We start from the raw sequence: 24,255 nt of genomic DNA on the forward strand, positions 1-24,255 counted from the left end.
CCGCGCCGCGGTAGGGGCACGGCAGCAGTTTGATGAAGCCGCCTAGACTGCTGACTATGCGGCTCATGATTGCCGGTGGCGGCGGATTCCGTGTGCCCCTCGTGTACCGGGCGCTGGCTTCGGGCCCCTTCGCGGGGCTGGTCAGCGAACTGGTGCTGTTCGACGTCGATCCCGCCCGGCTCAGTGCCATCGCGGCGGTCCTGCGGGCCATGCCCTTGCCTGACAAGCCAGCGTCCGACGGCGGTGATCCTGCGGGTGCGCCGCCTCCTGCCGTCCACACCACCACGTCCCTGCCGGACGCCCTGCGCGGGACGGACCTCGTGTTTGCGGCCATCCGGCCCGGCGGCACCGCCGGCCGGATTGCGGACGAACGCGTCGCCCGGGACCTCGGCCTGCTGGGCCAGGAAACCACGGGCCCAGGCGGCATCTCCTACGCCCTGCGGACCATCCCGGAAATGCTGCACCTGGCCCGGCAGATGCGGGACCTCTGCCCGGACGCCTGGCTCATCAACTTCACCAACCCCGCCGGCATAGTCACCGAAGCCCTCGTGCCGGTCCTGGGCCGCAAGGTCATCGGGATCTGCGATTCCGCGGGCGGCCTGGTGCACCGGGCCGCCCGGGCTGCCGGCGTTTCCTTGCCGGACGGGAGGCTCGACGGCGTGGGCTACTACGGGCTGAACCACCTCGGCTGGCTGTACCGGCTGGAGTCGGGCGGCCGCGACCGGTTGCCCGGGCTGCTGGCCGATCCGGCCGCCCTCGCGTCGTTTGAGGAAGGCCGGCTCTTTCCCCAGCCGTTCCTGGCGGAGCTCGGCGCCCTGCCCAATGAATACCTCTATTACTACTACCAGCGGGACGCTGCTGCTGCGGCCATGCGCACCATGCCCGTCACCCGCGGGGAATCCATCCACCACCAGCAGGCCGAACTGTATCCCCGGCTTGCCGCCTCCGGCGCGGACGCGTACCGGCTGTGGGACGCGGCCCGGCGTTCCCGCGAGGAAGGCTACCTGGCCGAGGCCCGGACCCACGGTGAGCAGCGCGACGAAGCCGACCTCGCCGGCGGCGGCTACGAACGGGTCGCGCTGGCCGTGATGCGCGCGCTGGCCGGCGGCACCGCTGGCGGCCCTGCTGACGGGTCCGGCGGCCCCGGCACCGCCTCCGGCGGGCGCTCCACCCAACTGATCCTCAACACCCCCAACACCCTGCCCACTGCTCCTGCACAGGCGGGCACCCAGGCCGCCACCGCCGCAGGCACCCCTCCGCAACCCGCCATCCCGGGACTGCCCGCGGACGCCGTCGTCGAGGTCCCCTGCACGGTAACGCCGGACGGCGCGCTGCCGCTTCCCCAGTCGGCGCCGGACCCGGAACAACTCGCCCTGCTGCAACGGGTCAAGCGGGTGGAGCAGCTCACGGTGCGGGCCGCGACGCAGGGCGACCGGGCTGCCGCCGTCGACGCTTTCAGCCGGCATCCGCTGGTGGATTCGGCCGTGCTCGGGGCGGCGCTGCTGGAGGGCTACGAGCGCGCCTTCCCCGGGCTGGGTGCACTCTGGCGGCAGGAGTAGTGTTTTACCGAATGGACAAGAGCCGGCCCGGGGATCCGCGCCGGAAGGGGAAGGAGGGGCCATGACACCGATCCGCAGGGTCGCGCTGCTGTCCCTCCACACCTCCCCCATGGAGCAGCCCGGCTCCGGCGATGCCGGCGGCATGAACGTTTACATCCGCGAACTGGCGTCGGCGCTGGCCGAGGCCGGCGTCGAAGTGGAGATCTTTACGCGGTCCACCTCGGCCAAGCAGCCCGCCGTCGAGCACCCCGACCCCGGCGTGTGCGTCCACAACGTGTTCGCGGGGCCGCAGCGGAAGATCCCCAAGGAGGAACTGCCGGCGCTGCTGCACACCATGGTGGCGGAGATCGAACAGATCCGGCAGCGCCAGCCGCACGGCCGTTACGACCTCATCCATTCGCATTACTGGGTGTCCGGGATCGCCGGCCTGGAACTCGCCGATCTCTGGGGCGTGCCGCTGGTCCACACGATGCACACCATGGCCAAGGTCAAAAACCTCCTGCTGCAGTCCGGCGAGCAGCCCGAGCCCCGCCGGCGCGAAGACGGTGAACACCGGATCGTCGACGGCGCAACACGCCTGATCGCCAACACCAGCGCCGAAGCCACGGAACTGGTCTCGCATTACGGCGCCGACCCCGACCGCATCGATGTGGCGCCGCCCGGCGTGGACCTCAGCACGTTCACGCCCGCCTTCCGCGCGCGCTCCCGGGCGGAGCACGGGGTCCCGCCGGAGACCTTCCACCTGGTCTTCGCCGGCCGCATCCAGCGCCTCAAAGGTCCGCAGGTCCTGCTCAAGGCCGCGGCCCTGCTGCGGAAGCGGCGGCCGGGAATCGACCTCCGGGTCACCATCCTCGGCGCGCTGAGCGGCAACAAGGACTTCAACCTCCGGCAGCTGATCACCGAGTCCGGAATGGACGACGTCGTGACGCACCTTCCGCCCGTGAACGCGGCCGAGCTGGCGTCCTGGTTCCGTGCGGCGGACGTTGTGGTGATGCCTTCCTACAGTGAGTCCTTCGGGCTGGTGGCCATCGAAGCGCAGGCGTGCGGGACCCCGGTGGTGGGAACGCGGGTGGGCGGCCTGCAGCGGGCCATCCACCATGGCCGGACCGGGCTCCTGGTGGACGGGCACCATGCCAAGGACTGGGCTGACGCGCTCGAAGCGATGTATGACGATCCGGACACCCGCGCCGACATGGGCCGGGCAGCCTCCATCGGGGCGGAGAACCTGGGCTGGAACCGTACTGCGGCCATCACGCTGGAGACTTACCATGCCGCCGTCGAGGACAAACTGGCGGGCCGTCCGGCACCGGCCGTTTCCACGAGTGCGGCGGCCCCCGCCGTCGCGGTCCACTAAGGAGAACCCATGACTGGCCTGAAACCCCTGAGCGACCTCGAGATCGCGAGGCAGGCCATCATCCGGCCCATCGAGGAAATTGCGGCGGCAGCGGGCATCAACGGCGAGGCTCTGGAACTCTATGGCCGGTACAAAGCCAAGGTTGACCCGGCCCTGCTGACGGCCCCCCGGCCGGCCGGGCGGGTGGTGCTGGTCTCCGCCATGTCACCCACGCCCGCCGGGGAGGGAAAGTCCACCACCACGGTGGGGCTGGCCGACTCGCTGGCCCGGGCCGGGCACAAGGTGATGATCGCGCTGCGGGAGCCCTCGCTGGGGCCGGTGCTGGGCATGAAGGGCGGGGCCACCGGCGGCGGCTATTCCCAGGTGCTGCCGATGGACGAGATCAACCTGCACTTCACCGGCGACTTCCACGCGGTGACCTCAGCGAACAACGCCTTGATGGCCCTGGTGGACAACCACATCTACCAGGGCAACGAGCTGAACATCGACCCCCGACGAATGACGTTCAAACGGGTCCTGGACATGAATGACCGCGCCCTCCGCGAAGTGATCATCGGCCTTGGCGGGCCCACCCAGGGAGTGCCGCGCCAGGACGGGTTCGACATTACGGTGGCCTCAGAAATCATGGCGGTCTTCTGCCTGGCCGCGAACCTGGCGGACCTCCGCGAGCGGCTGGGCCGGATCACTTTCGGCTACACGTACTCCCGGACCCCTGTCACGGTTGCGGATCTCGGTGTCCAGGGTGCGCTCACGTTGCTGTTGAAGGAAGCCATCAAGCCCAACCTCGTCCAGACCATTGCCGGCACGCCCGCGCTGGTTCACGGCGGTCCATTCGCCAACATTGCACACGGCTGCAATTCGCTGATCGCCACCCAGACGGCCCGGCGGCTCGCGGACATTGTGGTCACGGAAGCGGGCTTCGGCGCAGACCTGGGCGCGGAGAAGTTCATGGACATCAAGGCTCGGGTGGCCGATCTGGCCCCCTCCGCCGTTGTGCTCGTGGCCACTGTTCGCGCGCTCAAGATGCACGGCGGCGTGCCCAAGGACCGGCTCACGGTGCCCGACCTCGAGGCGCTGCAGGCCGGCGTCGTGAACCTCCGGCGGCACATCCACAACGTGGAGAAGTTCGGTGTCACCCCGGTGGTGGCCATCAACCAGTTCTCCTCCGACACCGCCGAGGAACTCGACTGGCTGCTGGAGTGGTGCGCGGCCGAAGGTGTGCAGGCCGCCGTCGCCGACGTCTGGGGGCGCGGCGGGGGCGGCGACGGCGGTGACGAGCTCGCCGCGAAGGTGGCGGCGGCGGTTTCCGCGCCGGGCAGTTTCCGGCACCTGTATCCCCTGGAGCTGCCTGTGGAGGAGAAGATCCGGACCATCGCGCAGGAGATCTACGGGGCCGACGGCGTGGACTTCTCCGTCCCGGCCCTGAAGCGGCTGGCCGACATCGAAAAGAACGGCTGGTCCGGGCTGCCCGTCTGCATGGCCAAGACCCAGTACTCCTTCACCGACGACGCCACCCGGCTCGGCGCGCCGAAGGGCTTCACCATCCACGTCCGCGACCTCATCCCCAAGACCGGGGCCGGCTTTATCGTGGCGTTGACCGGAGCGGTGATGACGATGCCGGGCCTGCCCGCCGCCCCCGCCGCCATGCGCATGGACGTGGACGACGCCGGCAACCCGGTAGGCCTCACCTAACCCGACGCTCTCTCACTTAATGCGGGTTTTCCGGCAACCCTCTCTCACTTAATGCGGGTTTTCCGGCAACCCTCTCGCACTCCCCGGGGCAGCCGCCACCGCTGAGGGCTTCCGGGCGCAGGTGGGTGCCGCCGTCGGCCGTTGAAGGCTGTTAAAGCCAGGACGCTCCCCCACCTTTTGGTGAGAGAGCGTCAGGCAAAACTCCACATTAACTGAAGGAGCGTTCGGGAAAAACCCACATTAAGTGAGAGAGCGTCCCGAGGGAGGGGCGGACGAAAAGGGGCGGGTTAGCGCTCCAGGTCGCCGCGGATGAAGGCCTCGACCTTTTCACGGGCGAGGTCGTCGTTGAACTGCTCCGGCGGGGACTTCATGAAGTAGCTGGAAGCGGAGAGCAGCGGGCCGCCGATGCCGCGGTCCAGGCCGATCTTGGCGGCGCGGATGGCGTCGATGATCACGCCGGCGGAGTTCGGTGAGTCCCAGACCTCGAGCTTGTACTCAAGGGAGACGGGCGCGTCGCCGAAGTTGCGGCCCTCGAGGCGGACGAAGGCCCACTTGCGGTCGTCGAGCCACTGGACGTAATCGGACGGGCCGATGTGGACGTCGCGCGGGGCGATGTCGGCTTCGACGTTGGAGGTGACGGCCTGGGTCTTGGAGATCTTCTTGGACTCGAGGCGGTCGCGCTCCAGCATGTTCTTGAAGTCCATGTTGCCGCCGACGTTCAGCTGGTATGTGCGGTCCAGGGTCACGCCGCGGTCTTCGAACAGCTTGGCCATGACACGGTGCGTGATGGTGGCACCGATCTGGCTCTTGATGTCGTCGCCCACGATCGGCACGCCGGCGGCGGTGAACTTGTCGGCCCACGCCTTGGTGCCGGCGATGAAGACGGGCAGGGCGTTGACGAAGGCAACGCCGGCGTCGATGGCAGCCTGGGCGTAGAACTCGGCCGCTTCCTGGGACCCAACGGGCAGGTAGCAGACCATGACGTCGGCTTTGGCGTCCTTGAGGGCCTGAACCACGTCAACGGGTTCCTCGGTGGACTGCTCGATGGTCTCGAGGTAGTACTTGCCGAGGCCGTCCAGGGTGTGGCCGCGCTGGACGGTCACGCCGGTGGGGGGAACTTCGGCGATCTTGATGGTGTTGTTTTCGCTGGCGAGGATGGCATCGGCCAGGTCAACGCCGACCTTCTTGCCGTCCACATCAAACGCGGCAACAAACTGGACGTCGTTGACGTGGTACTTGCCGAACTCAACGTGCATCAGACCCGGGATCGTGGCCTGGGGATCGGCGTCGCGGTAGTACTGCACACCTTGGACGAGCGAGGCGGCGCAGTTACCCACACCAACAATGGCAACACGAATCGGATTTGCAGACACGGAACTCCTTTGAAGACAACCTCAGCCGCCAGTGCGGTCCATGCCGGAATTACGACGGCGGCGCGCTGGCAGTGCACCAAATGGCGCTTTACCATCTTACCCAACCAAGCGGGGGCCGGGATTGTTCCCGGCCCCCGCAACGTGAAAGGTGCAGTTAAGTTACTTCTGCTTCCACAGGTTGATGTCCGACTCCACGGCGAACTCGTCGATGACCCGCAGCTCATCGTCCGCGAACTCAAGGTTGTTGATGGCGGCGAGGCTGTCTTCGAGCTGCCGGACGCTGGACGCACCCACCAGGGCGGAGGTCACGGCGGAGCCCTTGCCCTGTTCGCGGAGGATCCAGGCGATGGCCATCTGCGCGAGCGTCTGGCCGCGGCCCTCGGCGATGGCGTTGAGCCCGCGGATCCGGCCCAGGTTCTCGTCGGAGATCATGCCCTGGTCCAGGGACTTGTGCTGGGCGGCGCGCGAATCAGCGGGCACGCCGTTCAGGTACCGGTCCGTGAGCATTCCCTGGGCGAGCGGTGAGAACGCGATGGATCCGGCGCCCACCTGGTCGAGCACCTCATACAGGTTCGGTGAACCGTTCTCGGTCCAGCGGTTCAGCATGGAGTAGCTCGGCTGGTGGATCAGCAGCGGAGTGCCGAGTTCCGTCAGGATCCGGGCTGCCTCCAGGGTCTGCTCCGGGGTGTAGGAGGAGATGCCCGCGTACAGAGCCTTCCCCGACCGGACGGCGGAATCCAGCGCACCCATGGTCTCTTCCAGCGGCGTCTGGGGGTCGGGGCGGTGGCTGTAGAAAATGTCCACGTAGTCCAGGCCCATGCGCTCCAGCGACTGATCGAGGCTGGCCAGCAGGTACTTGCGCGAGCCCCAGTTGCCGTAGGGTCCGGGCCACATGTCGTAGCCGGCCTTGCTGGAGATGATGAGCTGGTCCCGGTACGGCTTGAAGTCGTCCTTGAAGTGGCGGCCGAAGTTGGTCTCGGCACTGCCGTAGGGCGGCCCGTAGTTGTTGGCGAGGTCGAAGTGGGTGACGCCCAGGTCGAAGGCCCGGCGCAGGATGGCGCGCTGGGTCTCAAACGGCTTGTCGTCGCCGAAGTTGTGCCAGAGTCCCAGCGAGATGGCCGGAAGCCTCAGGCCGCTGCGTCCGACGCGGCGGTAGGGCATGGAGTCGTAGCGGTTTTCCGCAGGTGAGTAGGTCATGCGTCCAATCCTGTCATTTGGTGGCGGACGCAGTGGAGCGCCCGCCGGGCAACTTATGCCGCGTCGGTCAGAACCGCCGCGCTGTGCGCAGCCAGAACAAAGGTGTCGCCGTCCGCAGCAGAGGCATCGTCCGTGGCGAGCAGCACAGCGCCCCGCACCGCGTCGAGCCGGACCGGCTCCGCGGAGAAGTTCAGCAGTACCTCCACGGACCCGCGGCGGAAACGCAGCCAGCCGGCGTCGTCGTTGTAGGTCACGTCAGTGGCCGCGAATCCCAGCCCGGCGAGGTCCGGGTGTTCGCGCCGCAGTGCGGTCAGGGACCGGTAGAGCGCCAGCAGCTTCGCGTGGTCTCCCATGGAAGCCTCAGCCCAGTTGAGCTTGGAGCGGCGGAACGTCTCGGGATCCTGCGGGTCGGGTACGACGGCGGGATCCCACCCCATGCGTTCGAACTCGCGGATCCTGCCCTCCGCCGTCGCCTTGCCCAAGTCCGGTTCGGGGTGTGAGGTGAAGAACTGCCACGGCGTGGACGCCGCGTATTCCTCCCCCATGAACAGCATGGGCGTGAACGGCGAGGTCAGGGTCAGCACGGCAGCAACGGCCAGCGGGCCGTAGGCCAGCGACTGCGACAGCCGGTCGCCCACCGCCCGGTTGCCGATCTGGTCGTGGTTCTGGTTGCAGACCACCAGGGCCGACGGGTGGACCAGCGACGTGTTGATGGGCCGGCCGTGGTGGCGTCCGCGGAAACTGGAGTAAGTGCCGTCGTGCAGGAAGCCGTCCTTGAGGACCTTGGCCAGCACGCCGAGGGATGCAAAGTCGGCGTAGTACCCGGTGGTCTCGCCGGTGACGCTGACGTGCACGGCGTGGTGGAAGTCGTCGCTCCACTGCCCGGCGAGCCCGTAGCCGTTGGCCGCGCGGGGGTAGATCAGCCGCGGATCGTTCAGGTCCGACTCCGCAATGAGCGTCTTGGGCAGCCCGGTCTCCGCCGAAATGGCCGCCCCCAGCGCACCCAGATCCTCCAGGAGAGGCACGGCCCGCTCGTCACGGAAGGCGTGGACGGCGTCCAGCCGCAGGCCGTCCACATGGTAGTCGCGGAGCCACAGCGCCGCGTTGTCCAGGATGTATTCACGGACGACGTCGGAGCCCGGGCCATCGAGGTTGACCGAGTCGCCCCAGGTGTTGGCGTCGCCCTGCTTCAGATACGGTCCGAACTGCGGCAGGTAGTTTCCGCTGGGGCCCAGGTGGTTGTAGACCACGTCCTGGATGACACCCAGCCCGGCAGCGTGCGCGGCGTCCACAAAGCGCTGGTAGGCCGCCGGCCCGCCGTAGCCTTCGTGCACCGCGTACCACTGCACGCCGTCGTAGCCCCAGTTGTGGGTGCCGTTGAACGCGTTGACCGGGAGCAGTTCCACAAAATCGATGCCGAGGTCCGCGAGGTATTCGAGCTTGCCGGCCGCCGCCTCCAGGGTGCCGTCCGGGGTGAAGGTCCCCACGTGGAGTTCGTAGATGACCGAGCCGCGCAGGTTTTTCCCCTGCCAGCCCGCGTCCTGCCAGGCGTGGGAGGCGGGATCGTAGGTCCGGGACAGGGCATGCACGCCGTCCGGGACCCGCCGCGACCGCGGATCCGGCAGCGGGCGGGTTCCGCCGTCGAGCAGGTAGCCGTAGTCCACCTCGGCCTCCGCGGGGGCGTCGGGTGCGGACCACCAACCTTCCGCGCCCGGGGCTGCGGCCACCTGCTTCATGGGGTACTGCTGTCCGTTGGCGAGCAGGACCACCGCGGAGGCGTTGGGCGCCCAGACATCGAACCGCTCGGATCCGGCGTTGACCAGAGTCATGCGTTTTCTCCGTCCACCGGTACCAGCAAAGCCACCGGGTAGGTACCCAGGACGGCGGCCACCGAAACGGTCCCGGCGGGGTACTGTGCGCCGGTGAGTTCGTCCCGCACCGCCGTGGGAAGGCCGACGGCGGTGTCCCGCCACCCGCCGTCGCGCTCCAGGCCCACGGGGAGCCGGGTGGCGAGGGTGATGGCCCCGGAGGCGCCTCGTTGGAACGCCAGCAGATGCTGCGCCGCGGCACCGGATGCGGTCAGTGGGTTGTAGTCCTGGAAGAGGTCGGGCCGGTCGCGGCGCAGCCGCAGGGCCCGGGAGGTGACCAGCAGCTTGCTTGCTTCGGTCCCCGCGGCGGGGAGGGTGCCGGCGTCGATGGCTGCCAGCTCGGTGACCCGCTGGGCGAAGTCGACCGGCCGCCGGTTGTCCGGGTCGGTCAGCGACCGCTCCCAGAACTCGGACCCCTGGTACACGTCCGGCAGGCCGGGCATGGTCAGCTGGATGAGCTTGGCTGCAAGTGAGTTGGACGCGGCGGCGGAGTCGATCCGTGCCACGAAGTCCTCCACCACCCGGGTGACCCGGTCGTCGTCGAATGCCGCATCCACGGCCGCGGTGACGCTTGCTTCGAACGTTTCGTCCGGGTCGGTCCACGTGGTGGAGTTGCCGGCTTCACGGGCCGCCTTCTGCGCGTAGCCCTGCAGACGCTCCCGCGACGCCGGCCACGCACCGATGACCGCCTGCCACAGCAGGTTCTCGAACGGGCCGTCCGGTACCGGTGCCAGTTCGCGGAGGGTGTTCAGGGTTGCCGTCCACTCGTCCGGCAGTTCGGCGATCACCGAGATCCGGGCCCGGGCGTCCTCGCTGCGCTTGGTGTCGTGCGTGGACAGGGTGGTCATGGAGAGGGGCAGCTCTTCCTGCCGGCGCCGCATCCGGTGGTGGAACTCCTCGGCGGAAACGGAGAATTCGGTGGGCTCGGCGCCCACCTCGGTCAGCGTGCCGAGCCGGGTGTAGCGGTAGAACGCCGTGTCCTCCACCCCCTTGGCCATGACCATGCCCGACGTCTGCTGGAAGCGCACCGCAATGGGGTTGGCGGGATCGAGCAGCAACGGCAGCAGGACCCCCACAGCCGACGCCAGCTCCGGACGGTGCTCTGCCGCCGATCCGCAGGCCTCCTTCAGGATCTCCGCGCCCGTGGGCAGATAGGTGCGGTAGACCGGGAAGGACGCAATGATTTCGGCAATGGTGTCCGCGGCCTGCTCCAGCTCGAGCCCGGCCGAAGCGGGGACCAGGCGGGCCAGGCGCAGCACCTCGGCCCGCAGAATGCCGTCGGCAATCATCCGTTTCGTGCCGCGGATCATCTCCGCGTAGTCGGCCGGAGCGTCGGCACCGCGCAGGGCGGCGTCCAGCGCATCGAGCCCTGGCTGGCCCGAGGGGTCCACCAGGACGCGGTCCACGTCCGCCAGGGCGTCGTAGCCGGTGGTGCCCTCGCAGGCGAAGTCGCCGGGAAGCTCCTCCCCCGGCTCCAGGATCTTCTCCACCAGCACGTACGCGCCGCCGCTGATTTCCTTGAGCCAGCGCAGGTACCCGGCGGGATCGGCCAGGCCGTCCGGGTGATCCACCCGCAGCCCGTCCACCAGGCCGTCGTCGAACCAGCGCTTCACCTCGGCATGTGCCTCGTCAAAGACCGGGCGGTCCTCCACCCGGATGCCGGCCAGTGTGGTGACCGCGAAGAAGCGCCGGTAGTTCAGCTCGGCGTCGGCGCGGCGCCAGTCCATCAGCTCGTAGTGCTGCCGGCCGTGGACCTCCTGCGGGGAGTCGCCGTCGCTGTACGAGCCCTCGGCCAGCGGGAACCGGTGGTCGTAGTACCGGAGCTCGCCATCCTTGACCTCGAGCTTGTCCAGGTCCGCGTCCGAGCCCAGCATCGGCAGCCGCACCTTGCCGCCGCCAAGCTCCCAGTCGACGTCGAACGCTTCCGCGTACGGCGAGCCGCGGCCCTCCTGCAGCAGCGACCACCACCAGGGGTTCTGGACCGGCGAGGCCACGCCCACATGGTTGGGGACAATGTCCACGAGCACACCCATGCTGTGGGCGCGGGCCGCCTTGGACAGCGCGAGCAGCCCTTCGGGCCCGCCCCGGTCCGGGTCCACTGAGGACGGATCGGTCACGTCATAGCCGTGATCGGACCCGCGCTCAGCGGTCAGGATCGGAGAGAGGTAGACCCAGTCGACGCCCAGTGACTTCAGGTAGGGCACCGTTTCAGCAGCGTCAAAGAGCGTGAAGCTGCTGCGGATCTGGAGCCGGTAGGTGGACGCCGGGGACTTCACTTAGCGGGACCCTTCGGTTCGGTGATTTTTTTCGTTTTCGCCGGCTCCGGCACCGTGGGGGTGCTCAGGGCGGCGGTTTCCGCGGTGGCCGTCTGCGACAGAGCGGCGAGCGACGCGGCCACGGAGTGGTCCGGTTCGGTCTCCTCCATGGTGTGCGCACGGAGCACCACCAGGGACTTTGCCGCCACGGGCAGGGCTTCGCCGGCCTTGACCGGTTCCGTGTCCGCGTTGTGGCCGGCGGTGTCGATGATGATGTCCCAGGCGGGCGCGTATTCATCGTTCGGGAGGGTGAAGTTCACGATGTCGTCGTGGGCGTTGAAGTACAGGACGAAGTTCACGTCCGTGATCCGGCGGCCGCGGTCGTCCTTGCCCTGGATGCCGTCGCCGTTGAGGAACACGCCCACCGACCGGCCGAAACCGCTGTCCCAGGCGTCCGGCTTCATGGTCTCGCCCGAGGGGTCCAGCCATACGATGTCCGGCAGCCGCTCGCCTTCTCCTCGCAGCACGGGACGCCCGTCGAAGAACCGGCTCCGGCGGAACGTGGGGTGCTTGGCTCGCAGCGCGTTGACGGCGGCCGTGAACTCGATGAGGGGCTGATCGATGCTTTCCCAGTTGATCCAGGTCAGTTCGGAGTCCTGGCAGTAGCCGTTGTTGTTGCCCTGCTGGGTGCGGCCCAGTTCGTCGCCGTGCAGCAGCATGGGCACGCCCTGGGAGAGCAGCAGCGAGGCGATGAAGTTCCGCTGCTGGCGGGCGCGCAGCCCCAGGACGGCGGGATCATCGGTGGGGCCTTCGGCGCCGCAGTTCCAGGAGCGGTTGTGGGATTCGCCGTCGTTGTTGTCCTCGCCGTTGGCGTCGTTGTGCTTCTCGTTGTAGGACACCAGGTCCGCGAGGGTGAAGCCGTCGTGGGCGGTGACGAAGTTGATGGACGCCACTGGCCGGCGGCCGGAGTGTTCGTACAGGTCCGCGGAGCCGGTGATGCGGGAGGCGAATTCGCCCAGGGTGGCCGGTTCGCCGCGCCAGAAGTCCCGGACGGTGTCGCGGTATTTGCCGTTCCATTCCGTCCACTGCGGCGGGAAGTTGCCCACCTGGTAGCCGCCGGGGCCAACGTCCCACGGCTCGGCGATCAGTTTGACCTGGGAGACTACCGGGTCCTGCTGGATGAGTTCGAAGAAGGTGGAGAGCTTGTCCACGTCGTAGAATTCGCGGGCCAGGGTGGAGGCGAGGTCGAACCGGAAGCCGTCCACGTGCATTTCGGTGACCCAGTAACGCAGGGAGTCCATGAGGAGCTGCAGGGAGTGGGGCTGGCGGACGTTGAGCGAGTTGCCCGTGCCCGTGTAGTCCATGTAGTGCTTCTCGTCGCCCTCCATGAGGCGGTAGTAGGACTGGTTGTCGATGCCCTTGAAGGACAGGGTGGGGCCCAGGTGGTTGCCTTCGGCGGTGTGGTTGTAGACCACGTCCAGGATCACTTCGATGCCGGCGCGGTGCAGGGACCGGACCATGGCCTTGAAGTCCTGGACCTGCTGGCCGGTGTCGCCGGTGGAGCTGTAGGTGTTCTGCGGGGCGAAGAAGCCGATGGTGTTGTAGCCCCAGTAGTTGTTCAGGCCCTTGTCCTGCAGGGTTCCGTCATTGACGAACTGGTGCACCGGCATCAGTTCGATGGCGGTGATGCCCAGCTTCTGCAGGTGCGAGATGACGGACGGGTGCGCCACGCCGGCGTAGGTGCCGCGCTGTTCCTCGGGGATCTCGGGGTGCAGCTGGGTGAGGCCCTTGACGTGGGCTTCGTAAATGACCGACTTGTGGTACGGGACGCGGGGCAGGTGGTCGCCGTCCCAGTCGAAGAACGGGTTGATGACCACGCCCATCATCATGTGCGATGCGGAGTCATCATTGTTGATGGTGTCCGGCTCTTCGCCCAGGTTGTACGTGAACAGGGACGGATCCCAGTCGATCTGGCCGTGCACGGCCTTGGCGTAGGGGTCCAGGAGCAGCTTGTTCGGGTTGAACCGGTTGCCGGACTGGGGGTCGTACGGGCCGTGGACACGGTAGCCATACTTCTGCCCGGGCTGCACCTGCGGGACGTAGCCGTGCCACACGTAGCCGTCCACTTCATCGAGGCTGAACCGGGTCTCAACACCGTCGTCATCGAAGAGGCACAGCTCCACCTTTTCGGCGCGTTCGCTGAACAGCGCGAAGTTTGTGCCAGTCCCGTCATAAGTGGCGCCAAGCGGGTAAGCCGTTCCGGGCCAGATTTCCATGCGTGCTCCTCATTGTTGTTCGACATCGGGGCGGGCGAAATCATCGCCGCGCCACCCAGCCGGTGCAGAACCTATAGCTACGGTAGCGGGTGGGTGTGACTATTACGTTTCCAGGCCCCGTGTGTACTAAGCATGCTGACTTTACCTCACACCTCTGCTATGGCAGCAATCCTCGGGCCGGCCAGTGCTCAAGCATGTCCTGGCGGACCATTGCGTATGTGGTGGTGGCCGTGTAGTTGCCGTGCGTCGCCACAACGAACTGGGAATGCCCCGGCTCCGTCTCCACGCCGTAAACGTCCAGGTGGTTGCCGTGTGGGGTGTGGGCGCAGGCAGGGAATCCCAGGAAATCGGACCGGCGCCAAATATTCCTCCATACCGGCGTCTCCGCTTCCTGCCCGGCCCTCAGGAGCTTCACGAGAGTCAGGCCCTCCGAACCGTTCCCTGGGGCCTCGTTCAGCCGGGCCGCCTTCCATGGGTCCGCGGAGAAGAGGCCGGGTCCCCGCGTTGGCCAGGTGCCAAGGACTGCCGGGCCAAACAGCTCGGGGAAGAACCGGCCGAAGTAGGGCCGCAGTTGGACGCCGTAGGTGAGGAGCCTGATGCGTTTGAAGTCCAACCCAGGTTTGCTCGCCTTGAGATGGAAGAGCGCGGCAATCGCCACCACAGCGCCCAGGCTGTGGGCGGACAGCAGGACGGTGTGGTGGGGCTCGCCGGTCTCCGGAGCCGGCCCCGGGGAGGGCGCCTCCAGCCAGTCGTTGATGCGCCGGGCAAGCTCAGGGACTACGCGGTTGGAGTAGCTCGGGGCACCGAACGGATGGGCGGCATTGGGAAGGAAGCACATCACGTCCCAGAGGATGGCAAGAGGCCTTTCTTCCTTTGACGTTGCGGCGTTCAGCACCATGAAGGCGAGAATAACGGTTGCCGCCAGGACGATTCCCCAGCCGGCGAAGTCTTCCTGGATGACGTCCATGGGGCCTTTCAGAAGGACGCGATAACGCGTTGCGCCGCTGCCGTTGCGGAGGGCGCTGGCCGCGATCGCCAAGACGGCGGCACCCCAAATCAGCAGGGTGAGGAGACCAAAGGCTGCTTCCCCGCGCTGCGTCAGAGCCGAGAGCCGGCGACGACGGTAGGTCAGGTTCCGGCGTTCGGAACCAGGGCTTTCGGCCCCCGAAAGGGGATCCACGTCGATGTCGCTGAAATACGACGGCGGCTGCACCGGCGGCGGTCCGGTTCCGGCAGGTGCGGGCGGCTGCATGGGCGTGAGGCCGCCTTTGAGGATCAGCCAGGAGCAGGCGGGCACAAAACCGACCAGCGCCAAAACAATGCCGACGAGCAGCAGGCCTCCCGTGAGTGCGTAGACGGAAGGGACGTCCAGCACATCATGAAGGTCAACCTCGGACCCGCCGGCGCCCCGCCAGAGTTCCTCGGGCCGGGCTGGCAGCTCTCTGTCCATGGGCCACTGAAGGAGTTTCCGCAGTCCCAGGACCAGCGCGCTGGAAAGAAAATGGGCCGTGAGGATCGCGGCGAACATAAAGACGGCGGGACCCCCGCCGCGCCAGCCTTCGTCAGTGCCGCCGTCCCGCGTCTGGAGGCCCACGTAGAAGGCGACGAAGACAGCCGTGATGGCGGCCGGGATCCACAACACCGAGTCATCCCACAGGCCGCCCGCCCAGAGAATGAGCACCGCAGAGCTCACCGAGGCCCCCGCGATAGCGAGCTGAAAACCGCGTCCGCTGCGCATGAACAGGCCCGCGACAGCCAGGACCACCAACGCAGTGAGCAGGAGCAGGGACGCCACCCATGTTCCGGCGAACGGCAGGCTGGGAACCGCGTCCGGGGTGGGAACGAGTATCAGCTGTCCGATCGTCAGGAGCACCAGGGCCGCCCCGCCGGTCCAGAGGGCGTTGGACCACTTGGTGCCGGCGGCATCTTCTTCCGGTGCGCGAACTTCTGGATAGAAGAACGCCACCGTGACCATCGTTGCCAGCAGCAGCAGCACCGAGAGAGCCAGGAACGGCGCGGCCAGGCCGTCCCGGCCTATCGCCGTACCCAAGTCCCGGAGGCAGTCGCTGCCGAGCATCCGAAGGGGTGTCTGGCAGTCGCGCCGCCACAACGCTCCCATGCTGTCGGACAGGAGCAAGATGCACACCAGCGCGAGGCAGGCGGCAATGTGCGCCCTGCCGGTCACCGTGGAAACGTGGGGGCGGGTCCACAATCCGGGGGAAGCGAGGAAAGGCCCGCCGTCCGAAGCTTGGGCGGCACCTTGTGGCGGCTCTTCATTCCAGCTGACCCGGACCGGCGCGAGGTTCCGCACGGTGGCAAGTTTCGCCGTGACAAACACGGCAAGGATCGCTGCCACCGGCACCAGGGCGGCCAGGGCCAGGCGCTGGCCGCGCGACCAGCCCGTCAAGAAATCCAGGGCTTCCGGCAGTTGACGGCACATGGCTGTTGGCTGGCCCGGCCCCGTCGAAGGAAAACATTCCACCGCAAGCAGGCCGAAAGCCACCGCGCAGAAGGTGGTGGTGAACACGAGGCTTAGCAGTAACGCGAAGAGCCTGACCGTCCCGGCGCCGGGTCCAGCCGCGAGGGGCCGGGCCCCTGTACCCGGGGCCGGCAGCCGCCGGGCCCAGTAGGCGGCGTTGGCTAGGGCAAACGGGACGACAAGAAACCAGAGCGCCTGGCCGAGCACGCGTGCCACGCCCTTCAGAAACGATGAAGACGGGGAAGTCCGTGCCAGATTGCCCCAACTGTAGGCCTCGACCCGGGTGGGCTGCCCGGCCGGCGGGTCCTTTTCGGTCCAGAAGCCGCTGAGGGCGTCCCCGTCGCCCACAGGCTCAATCTGGTCCGCCCTGCAGCCGATGAGGTCGTGCGGGGCCGTGTTTTTGATGCCGTGGATGCGGAGTTCCAGAACCCGTGGACCTCCTGCCTGGGGTGCCCCGCTGACGACCTTCTGCGCTGATGATTCGATCACGGTGTCTCCCCCCCCCAAATTTCGGCGGCCAGCAGCGGCTGGCAGCCAAATGTTACGCCCGGGAAATCAGGGGGTCCACAGACCGGTCAGCCCGCGAGCCGCCCCCAAACGCCGGGAACAGCGTCCGCAATGCGGCCTGCGGTGAGCGGTCCCCCATCGGCTGCGGCGGTCCCGGCCCGGCCGTGGAGGCTGGCGCCCAGCGCCGCGATGGCTGCCCAGCGCTCGTCCGGATCGATGCCTGCGTTCCGGAAGCGCCCGACGTCGGACCCCACCTGGGCGAGCAGCGCGCCAATGATTCCGGCCAGGACGTCGCCGCTGCCCGCGGTGGCGAGCCACGGCGTGCCGTCCGCCTGGCTGTAGAAGTCCTGGAAGGGCGAAGCGACCAGGGTGCTGGGGCCCTTGAGCAGCACGGTGGCCTCGGTCAGGACGGCGGCCTGCCGGACGGCTCCCAGCGTGTTTGCCTCAACCGCGGAACGGTCGTAGTCCGCCCCGAGCCGGTCCAGGAGCGCTGCGAGTTCCCCGGCATGCGGGGTCAGCACCACCTGCGGCGCCAGGACGTCGGGAAGGGCCGGCAGCGCACCGGCGTCGGCGATCACCGGCAGCCCCGATTCGACCGCATCGCGGGCGCGCTGGAGCTGCTCCGAGTCGCCGGGTCCCATGCCCGAGCCGACCAGCCAGGCCTGGACGCGGTTGTCCGCCACGGAGCCGGTGCTGCAGACCACTTCAGGGCAGGATTGGCGGACCAGGTCTGCCACCGCGGGCGGCCCGAGGTAGCGGACCATGCCCGCCCCGGCGGCCAGCGCCCCGCGGCAGGCCAGCACCGCGACGCCGGGGTAGTCCTCCGAGCCGGCCACCACGCCCAGGACCCCGCGGGAATACTTGTGCGCGCGTCTTCCGGGCCGGGGCAGCAGCCGGGCGAGGTCCGGGGTTTCGAGGCGGCGCAGCGACGGCCAGGGCAGGTGTTCTTCGATGCCGATGGGGACCACGTGGACGCGGCCGGCGTGGTCGGCCCCGGGATCGGCCAGCAGGCCGGCTTTGGCGGCGCCGAACGTTACGGTCAGGTCCGCGGACAGGACCAGGGCATGCGCCTCGCCGGTGTCGGCGTCCACGCCGCTGGGAATGTCGCAGGCCACCACGAGCAGTGTCCCGGACCGAGTGTCGGTGAGACCCTTCATCAGGGCGGCAGCCGCTCCCCGCAGGCCGCCTTGGGCACCCGTTCCCAGGATGGCATCAAGTACGACGTCGGCACTCGCCACGTGTGCGGCGAGCTCGCCGGCATTCGCCTCGGTGAGGACATGCACGCGGCCGCCCGCGCGCTCAAAAGCAGCCAGCGCCTCAGAGTGGGCGGCGTCCCCGGTGAGGACCGCCGTCGTACGCATTCCCCGCGCGGCCAGGAACGAGGCAGCGAACAGGCCGTCGCCGCCGTTGTTGCCCTTGCCGGCAAGGACCGCCACACTGGCGCCGTAGAGCCGCCTGCCGCGGTCCCGCAGCTCGTGGACCACGGCGTTGGCGAGCCCGTAGGAGGCGCGCTGCATCAGGACGGTACCCATCCCGGCGGCCAGGAGCGGCTGTTCTGCGGCTCTGATCTGGGTTCCGGTGTAGGCGCTGATCATGGTGTCAGGTGCTTGGGCGTCCCGGCGGAGGGGCGCTCAGCCTTCGGCGAGGACCGTGGCGGTGGCAATCCCGCCGTCGTGGCTGATGGACACGTGCCAGCGTTTGACGCCCTTGGCCTCGGCCACCGCCAGGACGGTGTCCTTCACCTGGATGGTGGGGCCGTGCTGGTCCAGGCCGATCCAGCAGTCCTGCCAGTTCATGCCGGCCGGCGCGCCGAGCACCTTGGCCACGGCTTCCTTGGCCGCGAACCGGGCCGCGAGGGACCGGGTGTTGAGCTCGCGTTCGGCCGGGACGAACAGCCGGTCCCGGAGACCCGGCGTCCGTTCAAGCTGGCGGCCGAACCGCTCGATGTCTACAACGTCTACCCCAATGCCAACAATCATGGCTCTACTCTACGGTGACGCCCGCGGCCGGGCTGTTCATCAACGCAAATGAGTCACTTTTAAACCGGGCCGGCACATCCGGATTCACATCAACAGGACCACCACCAGTCATGCGCGGCGGCGAGTGAGGGCAGTCAGGGTCTCGACGATGAGTGACCGGTGCAGGGCCGCAGACCAGCCGTGGGTCCTTCGGATGTGCACGATCGTGTCGGCGCAGAGCAGAACGTCGGTAACGACGGTGAGGTGTTCAGGATTCAGCCCCTCTGCGAGGTGGCCATCGGCTGCGGCTTGGTCCCAGAACGAGCGGCACAGTTGGGTGGTGGAATGGCGTCCGGCCTGTGCGGCTTCTGCGAGCTCCGGCTCAAGACCCTCGGACTGGGCAGCAACTTCGAACAGTGCGCCCGCCCGCTCCGCGATACCGGCCGAGACGTCGGCGAGGGCCTCGATCCGTTCGGCCAGGGTGGCGGCGGTCATCGCGTCCCGGACCCGGGGACGGTGGGCGACGTCAACCGGCTCTGCGTCAGCCACGAGCGCCTGGTCGATGACACGCCTGAACAGGGCTGCCTTCGTCCCGAAGCGGACGTAGACGGTGCGAGCAGCGACACCGGCGCGCTCTGCGATCTGGGCCAGAGTTGTTGCTACGTAGCCCTGATCGCAGAAAAGCACGCTCGCCGCTTCGATGAGCTGGGCCTCTGTTCGGGCCACCCGTTTGGCCCTGAGGTCAGGGGCGGTAAGGGATTTTTGCTTGACGTCCTTGCTCATGAGATGCAGTATAGCTGCATAGATACAGTCAGACTGCAATTGGAGGTTCCGATGATTCCGACACTGGCCGGGGTGCACCACCTCAAGCTGCCCGTCTCAGACCTGGACCGGTCAATCCGGTGGTACGGCACCCGGCTCGGCTATCAAGTCGTCATCGAGTTCCGCGAACACGGCCGCCTTACCGGCGTTGCGATGACCCATCCCGACGGCGGCCCCGACCTGGCGCTGAACCTCAACCCGGACCGGGCGAAGGCGTCAGCCGGCTTCGACTACTTCTCCATCGGAGTGCCGGACCGGGAAGGGATCGAGGCGTTGGCGGCCCACCTGAGCGGCCTCGGGGAGGCCCATGCCGGGGTGCATTTCGCAACGATCGGATGGATTCTGCCGATGCTGCATGACCCGGACGGTCACGAGGTTCGCTTCTACTCGGTGGAATCCCACACTGAGCTCGACCCGGCTGTCCCGCTCGTCATCGATGACGCCGTGGCCACCGCACGGGCCAAGGAGGAGCGGTGGCGTGCCGATAGGGCCGCGTCCAGCGACGTGACCGGTATGGCGCCGTGAACGGCGTGGCCCAGCACTAAACAGAAGCCCCGGCCCTTTGAAAGGGCCGGGGCTTCCGGACAGGCAGCAGGCGCTTCTGTGTTACTCGACCGTGACGCTCTTGGCAAGGTTGCGCGGCTGGTCAACGTCGTAGCCCTTGGCCGCGGCGAGTTCGGCGGCGAAGATCTGCAGCGGGACAGTGGTCAGCAGCGGCATCAGCAGCGTCGGGGTTTCCGGGACGTAGAAGACGTGCTCGGCGTAGGCCTTCACGGCTTCGTCGCCTTCCTCGGCGATGACCAGGGTGCGGGCGCCGCGGGCGCGGACTTCCTGGATGTTGGAGACCACCTTGGCGTGCAGCGAGTCGCGGCCGCGCGGGGACGGCACAATCACGAACACCGGCTTGCCTTCCTCGACCAGCGCGATGGGGCCGTGCTTCAGCTCGCCGGCGGCGAAGCCTTCGGCGTGGATGTAGGCGATTTCCTTGAGCTTAAGCGCGCCTTCGAGTGCCACGGGGTAGCCCACGTGCCGGCCCAGGAACAGGACGGACTGCTCGTTGGCCATGCTGCGGGCCAGTTCGCGGAGGGGGCCGGCGCCGTCGAGGATGGTCTGGATCTTGTCCGGGATCTTGCCCAGGTCAGCCAGGACGTCCTTGATCTGCCCGGAGAAGATGTTGCCGCGCAGCTGCGCCAGGTACAGGCCCAGCAGGTAGGCGGCGGTGATCTGCGCCAGGAAGGCCTTGGTGGAGGCGACGGCGATCTCCGGGCCGGCGTGGGTGTAGAGCACGGCGTCGGACTCGCGGGGAATCGTGGAGCCGTTGGTGTTGCAGATGGAGATGGCCTTGGCGCCCTGTTCGCGTGCGTACCGGACGGCCATCAGGGTGTCCATGGTTTCGCCGGACTGGCTGATGGAGACCACCAGGGTGTTCTCGTCCAGGATCGGGTCGCGGTAGCGGAATTCGTGCGCGAGCTCCACCTCGGTGGGGATCCGGCACCAGTTCTCGATGGCGTACTTCGCCACGGTCCCGGCGTAGGCTGCGGTGCCGCAGGCCAGCACGATGATCTTGTTGACCTTCTTGAGCTCCTCCGGATCGATGCGCAGCTCATCCAGGGTCAGGTTGCCGTTCAGGTCCGAGCGGCCCAGCAGGGTCTGGCGGACAGCGTCGGGCTGATCGTGGATTTCCTTCTCCATGAAGGAGCTGAAGCCGCCCTTGGTGGCCGCCTCGGGATCCCAGTCAACGTGGTATTCCTTGCCTTGGGCCGGGGCGCCGAAGAAGTCCGTGATCTCCACGGAGTCCGCGGTGATGGTGACAATCTGGTCCTGGCCCAGCTCCACGGCGCGGCGGGTGTAGTCAATGAACCCGGAGACGTCCGAGCCGAGGAAGTTCTCGCCCTCGCCCAGGCCAACCACCAGCGGGGAGTTGCGGCGGGCAGCGACCACTACGTCGGGCTGGTCAGCGTGCACGGCGAGGAGGGTGAACGCACCCTCGAGCTGCTGGCAGGCGAGCTGCATGGCGACGGCCAGGCCGCCGTCGGCATTGCCGTTCAACTGGTTGCGGAAGATGTCGCCCAGGAGCACGGCGGCGACCTCGGTGTCGGTTTCGGACGCGAACTTGTAGCCCTTGTCCACCAGGCCCAGCTTGAGCTCGGCGAAGTTTTCGATGATGCCGTTGTGGATCAGGGCCAGCTTCCCGCCGTCGGCCAGGTGCGGGTGCGCGTTCTGGTCCGTGGGGCCGCCGTGCGTGGCCCAGCGGGTGTGGCCGATGCCGGTCAGGGTCTCGGGCAGCGGGTGTTCCGCCAGCTCGGCCCGGAGGTTGCTCAGCTTGCCCGACTTCTTCCGGGACTCGATGGCCCCGTCCGATACCACCGCAACGCCTGCGGAGTCGTAGCCGCGGTACTCCAGACGACGCAATCCCTCAAGGACCACGTCCAACGCGCTATGACCGGCATTGCCACGGCCATTAGCATGACCCACATATCCAACGATTCCACACATGCGCTAAAGCTTATCGGCAGGCGGGTTGAGTTTTAAACTTCCGGGGCCGCATTTCGCTCTCAGCCCTGCGCGGGGCAGAATCTCTAAAGTGACTTTGCAACGCAACGAAGCGAACGGGGAGGGTGTCTCTCCGTTCGTTGAGCTGGACCGTCAGACCTGGTCCCGGCTCGCCGCCCAGATGGAGCAACCCCTTAACGAAGAGGACATTGTCCGTCTGCGTGGCCTCGGCGATCCACTGGATATGAAGGAGATCCGCGAGGTTTACCTGCCGTTGTCCCGGCTCCTGCACCTCTATGTCGAGGCCGCGGGCCAGCTGCATTCGGCCACCACCACCTTCCTGGGTGAGAAGACCCAGCGCACCCCCTTTGTGATTGGCGTGGCCGGCTCGGTGGCTGTGGGGAAGTCCACAATTGCGCGCGTGCTCCGGGAGATGCTGCGGCGCTGGCCCGGCACCCCGAACGTGGAGCTGATCACCACCGACGGCTTCCTCTACCCCCTGGCTGAACTCAAGCGCCGGCAGCTGCTGGAGCGCAAAGGTTTCCCCGAGTCCTACGACCGCCGGGCGCTGCTGCGTTTTGTGAGCGAGGTCAAGGGCGGCGCGGAGGAGGTCCGGGCGCCCTGGTACTCGCACGTCACCTACGACATCGTGCCGGACAAGGAAGTGGTGGTGCGCCGCCCCGATGTGCTCATTGTGGAGGGCCTGAACGTGCTTGCGCCGGCCCGCCCGCGCCAGGACGGCCGGCAGGGCCTGGCCCTGAGCGACTTCTTCGACTTCTCCATTTATGTGGACGCCAAGACCGCCTATATCGAGGAGTGGTACGTGGAACGGTTCCGCAGGCTCCAGAGCACGGCGTTCGCGCAGCCGGAGTCCTACTTCCACCGGTACGCGTCACTGTCCCCCAGCGAGGCGGAGAGCACCGCCCGGGACATCTGGAAGCGGATCAACGAGCCCAACCTGGAGGAAAACGTCCTCCCCACCCGCGGCCGGGCGCAGCTGGTGCTGACCAAGGATGCGGACCACTCCATCCGCCGCATGCTCCTGCGAAAGGTTTAACCCAGGTGTGCCACCACTGCGTGTCCTGGGCTCTTCCGCCCGGCGCCAGCCGGCGGTCCTTCGCCCAATTCCTCGCCGCCGGGGCGGGGCTGACGGTGTTGACCGCGTGCACACCGGAGGCACCAAAGGCGGTGGCGCCGTCGGCGTCCGCACCTTCCGTTACCTCTGCGGGCCCCTCCCCCACCGTGGCGGAAAGTACGACGGCGGCAGCTGGGCCGCCGTCGCAGGCTCCCGTTCCGCCGTCGGCGGCTGCGTCCCTGCCGGGGCAGTTCTCGCTGACGGACCCGGCGAGCCCCTGGGTGGTGGTGAACAAGCACCGTCCGCTGCAGCCGCCGGACTACGCGCCGGCGGACCTGGTGCAGCCGAACGTGCCGCTGGCCGTGTCCGGTGAGGCTTCGTTGCTGAACAGCACCACGGCGGCCGCGGCGGAAGCGATGTTCGCGGCGGCCGCGCGGGACGGCGTGACCATCGTCCTGGCGAGCGGCTACCGCTCCTACGCCACGCAGGTGACCACGTACAACGGGTATGTGGCGGCGCGCGGCCAGGCGGACGCCGACACCGCCAGCGCCCGGCCCGGCTACTCGGAGCATCAGACCGGCTGGGCGTTCGACATCGGCGACGGCGGCGGGGCGTGCGGCTTCCAGCCCTGCTTCGCGGACCAGCCGGCGGCCGTGTGGGCGAAGGCGAACGGCCACCGCTTCGGCTTTGTGGTGCGGTACCCGTGGATGTTCCACCCGATCACCGGCTACTACTACGAGCCGTGGCACCTGCGGTACATCGGAGTGGGGGCCGCCACGGACATGGCGAACCGGGGCATCAACACGGTGGAGGAGTACTTCGGGCTGGAAGCGGCGCCGGGGTACGCCTGAGGGGCCCGTTTGGTTCCCGACACGGGCGAAAAGTTTACTTTGCCGTCAGGTGTGGCGTCGCTTTAGTGCGCTAGCTTGGTCTTTATGTTGACAGGATTCAAGAATTTCATCATGAAGGGCAACGTCGTAGACCTTGCCGTCGCCGTTGTCATGGGTACAGCCTTCGGGGCGGTCGTCACCGCACTGGTGAACAAGGTACTCATGCCATTCATTGCAGGACTCGTGGGATCTCCGAACTTCGATAGCTTCGCCAAGGTTGACTTCAACGGCAACGCCATGGAATTTGGCGTTCTGCTGACCGCCATCGTCAACTTCCTGCTTATCGCTGCCGCCATCTACTTTGTGGTGGTTATGCCCATGAACCACATGATCGAGCGCCGCAACCGCCGGCTCGGCATCGATCCCGACGTCAAGGAAGAATCTGCCGAAGACCCGCAGATCGCCCTGCTCACCGAAATCCGCGACTCACTGCAGAACCGAACGATGTAGGTTCTCC

17 protein-coding genes are annotated in these 24,255 nt (G+C 67.7%); 7 read left to right on the top strand and 10 right to left on the bottom strand.

Features of this window, described 5'->3' with window-relative positions; translation table 11 throughout:
• Window positions 1–56 precede the first annotated feature (56 nt).
• The 3 genes from SBP01_RS13960 (at window position 57) to SBP01_RS13970 (ending at window position 4,605) form a co-directional block, all read left to right on the top strand.
• Window positions 57–1,559: a 6-phospho-beta-glucosidase gene (locus SBP01_RS13960; protein ID WP_320536186.1), complete on the top strand. Its 1,503-nt coding sequence runs from the start codon at window positions 57–59 to the stop codon at window positions 1,557–1,559.
• 61 nt (window positions 1,560–1,620) lie between these two features.
• Window positions 1,621–2,913, top strand: a complete 1,293-nt coding sequence (gene mshA / locus SBP01_RS13965; protein WP_320536187.1) for a D-inositol-3-phosphate glycosyltransferase — start codon at window positions 1,621–1,623, stop codon at window positions 2,911–2,913.
• A 9-nt stretch (window positions 2,914–2,922) separates the two neighbouring features.
• A complete protein-coding gene (locus SBP01_RS13970; protein ID WP_320536188.1) occupies window positions 2,923–4,605 on the top strand; it encodes a formate--tetrahydrofolate ligase in 1,683 nt (560 codons plus the stop codon).
• A 287-nt stretch (window positions 4,606–4,892) separates the two neighbouring features.
• On the opposite strand, the gene SBP01_RS13975 is transcribed toward SBP01_RS13970, so the two are convergent.
• The 9 genes from SBP01_RS13975 to SBP01_RS14015 form a co-directional block, all read right to left on the bottom strand.
• Window positions 4,893–5,978, bottom strand: coding sequence for an inositol-3-phosphate synthase (locus SBP01_RS13975; RefSeq protein ID WP_275212283.1), 1,086 nt, complete (start codon window positions 5,976–5,978; stop codon window positions 4,893–4,895).
• Between the two features lie 159 nt (window positions 5,979–6,137).
• On the bottom strand, window positions 6,138–7,175 hold the full coding sequence (gene mgrA, locus SBP01_RS13980; RefSeq protein WP_320536189.1) for an L-glyceraldehyde 3-phosphate reductase: 1,038 nt from the start codon (window positions 7,173–7,175) through the stop codon (window positions 6,138–6,140).
• 53 nt (window positions 7,176–7,228) lie between these two features.
• A complete protein-coding gene (treZ, locus tag SBP01_RS13985) occupies window positions 7,229–9,004 on the bottom strand; it encodes a malto-oligosyltrehalose trehalohydrolase (RefSeq protein WP_320536190.1) in 1,776 nt (591 codons plus the stop codon).
• Window positions 9,001–11,319, bottom strand: a complete 2,319-nt coding sequence (gene treY / locus SBP01_RS13990; RefSeq protein ID WP_320536191.1) for a malto-oligosyltrehalose synthase — start codon at window positions 11,317–11,319, stop codon at window positions 9,001–9,003. The genes treZ and treY overlap by 4 nt, the downstream gene beginning before the upstream one ends.
• Window positions 11,316–13,574: a glycogen debranching protein GlgX gene (gene glgX, locus SBP01_RS13995; protein ID WP_320536192.1), complete on the bottom strand. Its 2,259-nt coding sequence runs from the start codon at window positions 13,572–13,574 to the stop codon at window positions 11,316–11,318. The genes treY and glgX overlap by 4 nt, the downstream gene beginning before the upstream one ends.
• Window positions 13,575–13,731: 157 nt before the next feature.
• A complete protein-coding gene (locus SBP01_RS14000; protein ID WP_320536193.1) occupies window positions 13,732–16,542 on the bottom strand; it encodes a hypothetical protein in 2,811 nt (936 codons plus the stop codon).
• An 86-nt stretch (window positions 16,543–16,628) separates the two neighbouring features.
• Window positions 16,629–18,155 carry an NAD(P)H-hydrate epimerase gene (locus SBP01_RS14005; protein ID WP_320536194.1) on the bottom strand — a complete coding sequence of 509 codons (1,527 nt, stop codon included), beginning with the start codon at window positions 18,153–18,155 and terminating at the stop codon, window positions 16,629–16,631.
• A gap of 36 nt (window positions 18,156–18,191) precedes the next feature.
• The gene (locus tag SBP01_RS14010; protein WP_275212276.1) at window positions 18,192–18,539 is read right to left on the bottom strand and encodes a holo-ACP synthase; all 348 of its coding nucleotides are present in this window, start codon (window positions 18,537–18,539) and stop codon (window positions 18,192–18,194) included.
• Between the two features lie 108 nt (window positions 18,540–18,647).
• A complete protein-coding gene (locus SBP01_RS14015) occupies window positions 18,648–19,301 on the bottom strand; it encodes a helix-turn-helix domain-containing protein (RefSeq protein ID WP_320536195.1) in 654 nt (217 codons plus the stop codon).
• A gap of 51 nt (window positions 19,302–19,352) precedes the next feature.
• Here SBP01_RS14015 and SBP01_RS14020 point away from each other — a divergent pair, with 51 nt between their 5' ends.
• Window positions 19,353–19,865 (top strand): VOC family protein, encoded by a 513-nt coding sequence (locus SBP01_RS14020; RefSeq protein WP_320536196.1) that lies wholly within the window; start codon window positions 19,353–19,355, stop codon window positions 19,863–19,865.
• Between the two features lie 81 nt (window positions 19,866–19,946).
• Here the strand turns inward: SBP01_RS14020 and glmS are convergent, their stop codons facing one another.
• Window positions 19,947–21,836 (bottom strand): glutamine--fructose-6-phosphate transaminase (isomerizing), encoded by a 1,890-nt coding sequence (gene glmS, locus SBP01_RS14025; RefSeq protein ID WP_320536197.1) that lies wholly within the window; start codon window positions 21,834–21,836, stop codon window positions 19,947–19,949.
• Window positions 21,837–21,924: 88 nt separating this feature from the next.
• On the opposite strand from glmS, the gene coaA reads away from it, so the two are divergent.
• From coaA to mscL, 3 genes are all read left to right on the top strand, one after another.
• Window positions 21,925–22,890, top strand: a complete 966-nt coding sequence (gene coaA / locus SBP01_RS14030; protein WP_320536198.1) for a type I pantothenate kinase — start codon at window positions 21,925–21,927, stop codon at window positions 22,888–22,890.
• 5 nt (window positions 22,891–22,895) lie between these two features.
• On the top strand, window positions 22,896–23,759 hold the full coding sequence (locus SBP01_RS14035; RefSeq protein ID WP_414004232.1) for a D-alanyl-D-alanine carboxypeptidase family protein: 864 nt from the start codon (window positions 22,896–22,898) through the stop codon (window positions 23,757–23,759).
• 84 nt (window positions 23,760–23,843) lie between these two features.
• Window positions 23,844–24,248, top strand: coding sequence for a large conductance mechanosensitive channel protein MscL (mscL, locus tag SBP01_RS14040; RefSeq protein WP_320536200.1), 405 nt, complete (start codon window positions 23,844–23,846; stop codon window positions 24,246–24,248).
• Window positions 24,249–24,255: the final 7 nt, after the last annotated feature.

The organism is Pseudarthrobacter sp. IC2-21, assembly GCF_034048115.1.
GTDB classification, from domain to species: domain Bacteria; phylum Actinomycetota; class Actinomycetes; order Actinomycetales; family Micrococcaceae; genus Arthrobacter; species Arthrobacter naphthalenicus.

What these genes read in the sequence shown, in the direction of transcription:
- SBP01_RS13960 (WP_320536186.1), top strand. Translation starts at nt 57, where the DNA reads ATGCGGCTCATGATTGCCGGTGGCGGCGGATTCCGTGTGCCCCTCGTG.
- mshA (WP_320536187.1), top strand. Translation starts at nt 1,621, where the DNA reads ATGACACCGATCCGCAGGGTCGCGCTGCTGTCCCTCCACACCTCCCCC.
- SBP01_RS13970 (WP_320536188.1), top strand. Translation starts at nt 2,923, where the DNA reads ATGACTGGCCTGAAACCCCTGAGCGACCTCGAGATCGCGAGGCAGGCC.
- mgrA (WP_320536189.1), bottom strand. Translation starts at nt 7,175, where the DNA reads ATGACCTACTCACCTGCGGAAAACCGCTACGACTCCATGCCCTACCGC.
- treZ (WP_320536190.1), bottom strand. Translation starts at nt 9,004, where the DNA reads ATGACTCTGGTCAACGCCGGATCCGAGCGGTTCGATGTCTGGGCGCCC.
- glgX (WP_320536192.1), bottom strand. Translation starts at nt 13,574, where the DNA reads ATGGAAATCTGGCCCGGAACGGCTTACCCGCTTGGCGCCACTTATGAC.
- SBP01_RS14005 (WP_320536194.1), bottom strand. Translation starts at nt 18,155, where the DNA reads ATGATCAGCGCCTACACCGGAACCCAGATCAGAGCCGCAGAACAGCCG.
- SBP01_RS14010 (WP_275212276.1), bottom strand. Translation starts at nt 18,539, where the DNA reads ATGATTGTTGGCATTGGGGTAGACGTTGTAGACATCGAGCGGTTCGGC.
- SBP01_RS14015 (WP_320536195.1), bottom strand. Translation starts at nt 19,301, where the DNA reads ATGAGCAAGGACGTCAAGCAAAAATCCCTTACCGCCCCTGACCTCAGG.
- SBP01_RS14020 (WP_320536196.1), top strand. Translation starts at nt 19,353, where the DNA reads ATGATTCCGACACTGGCCGGGGTGCACCACCTCAAGCTGCCCGTCTCA.
- glmS (WP_320536197.1), bottom strand. Translation starts at nt 21,836, where the DNA reads ATGTGTGGAATCGTTGGATATGTGGGTCATGCTAATGGCCGTGGCAAT.
- mscL (WP_320536200.1), top strand. Translation starts at nt 23,844, where the DNA reads ATGTTGACAGGATTCAAGAATTTCATCATGAAGGGCAACGTCGTAGAC.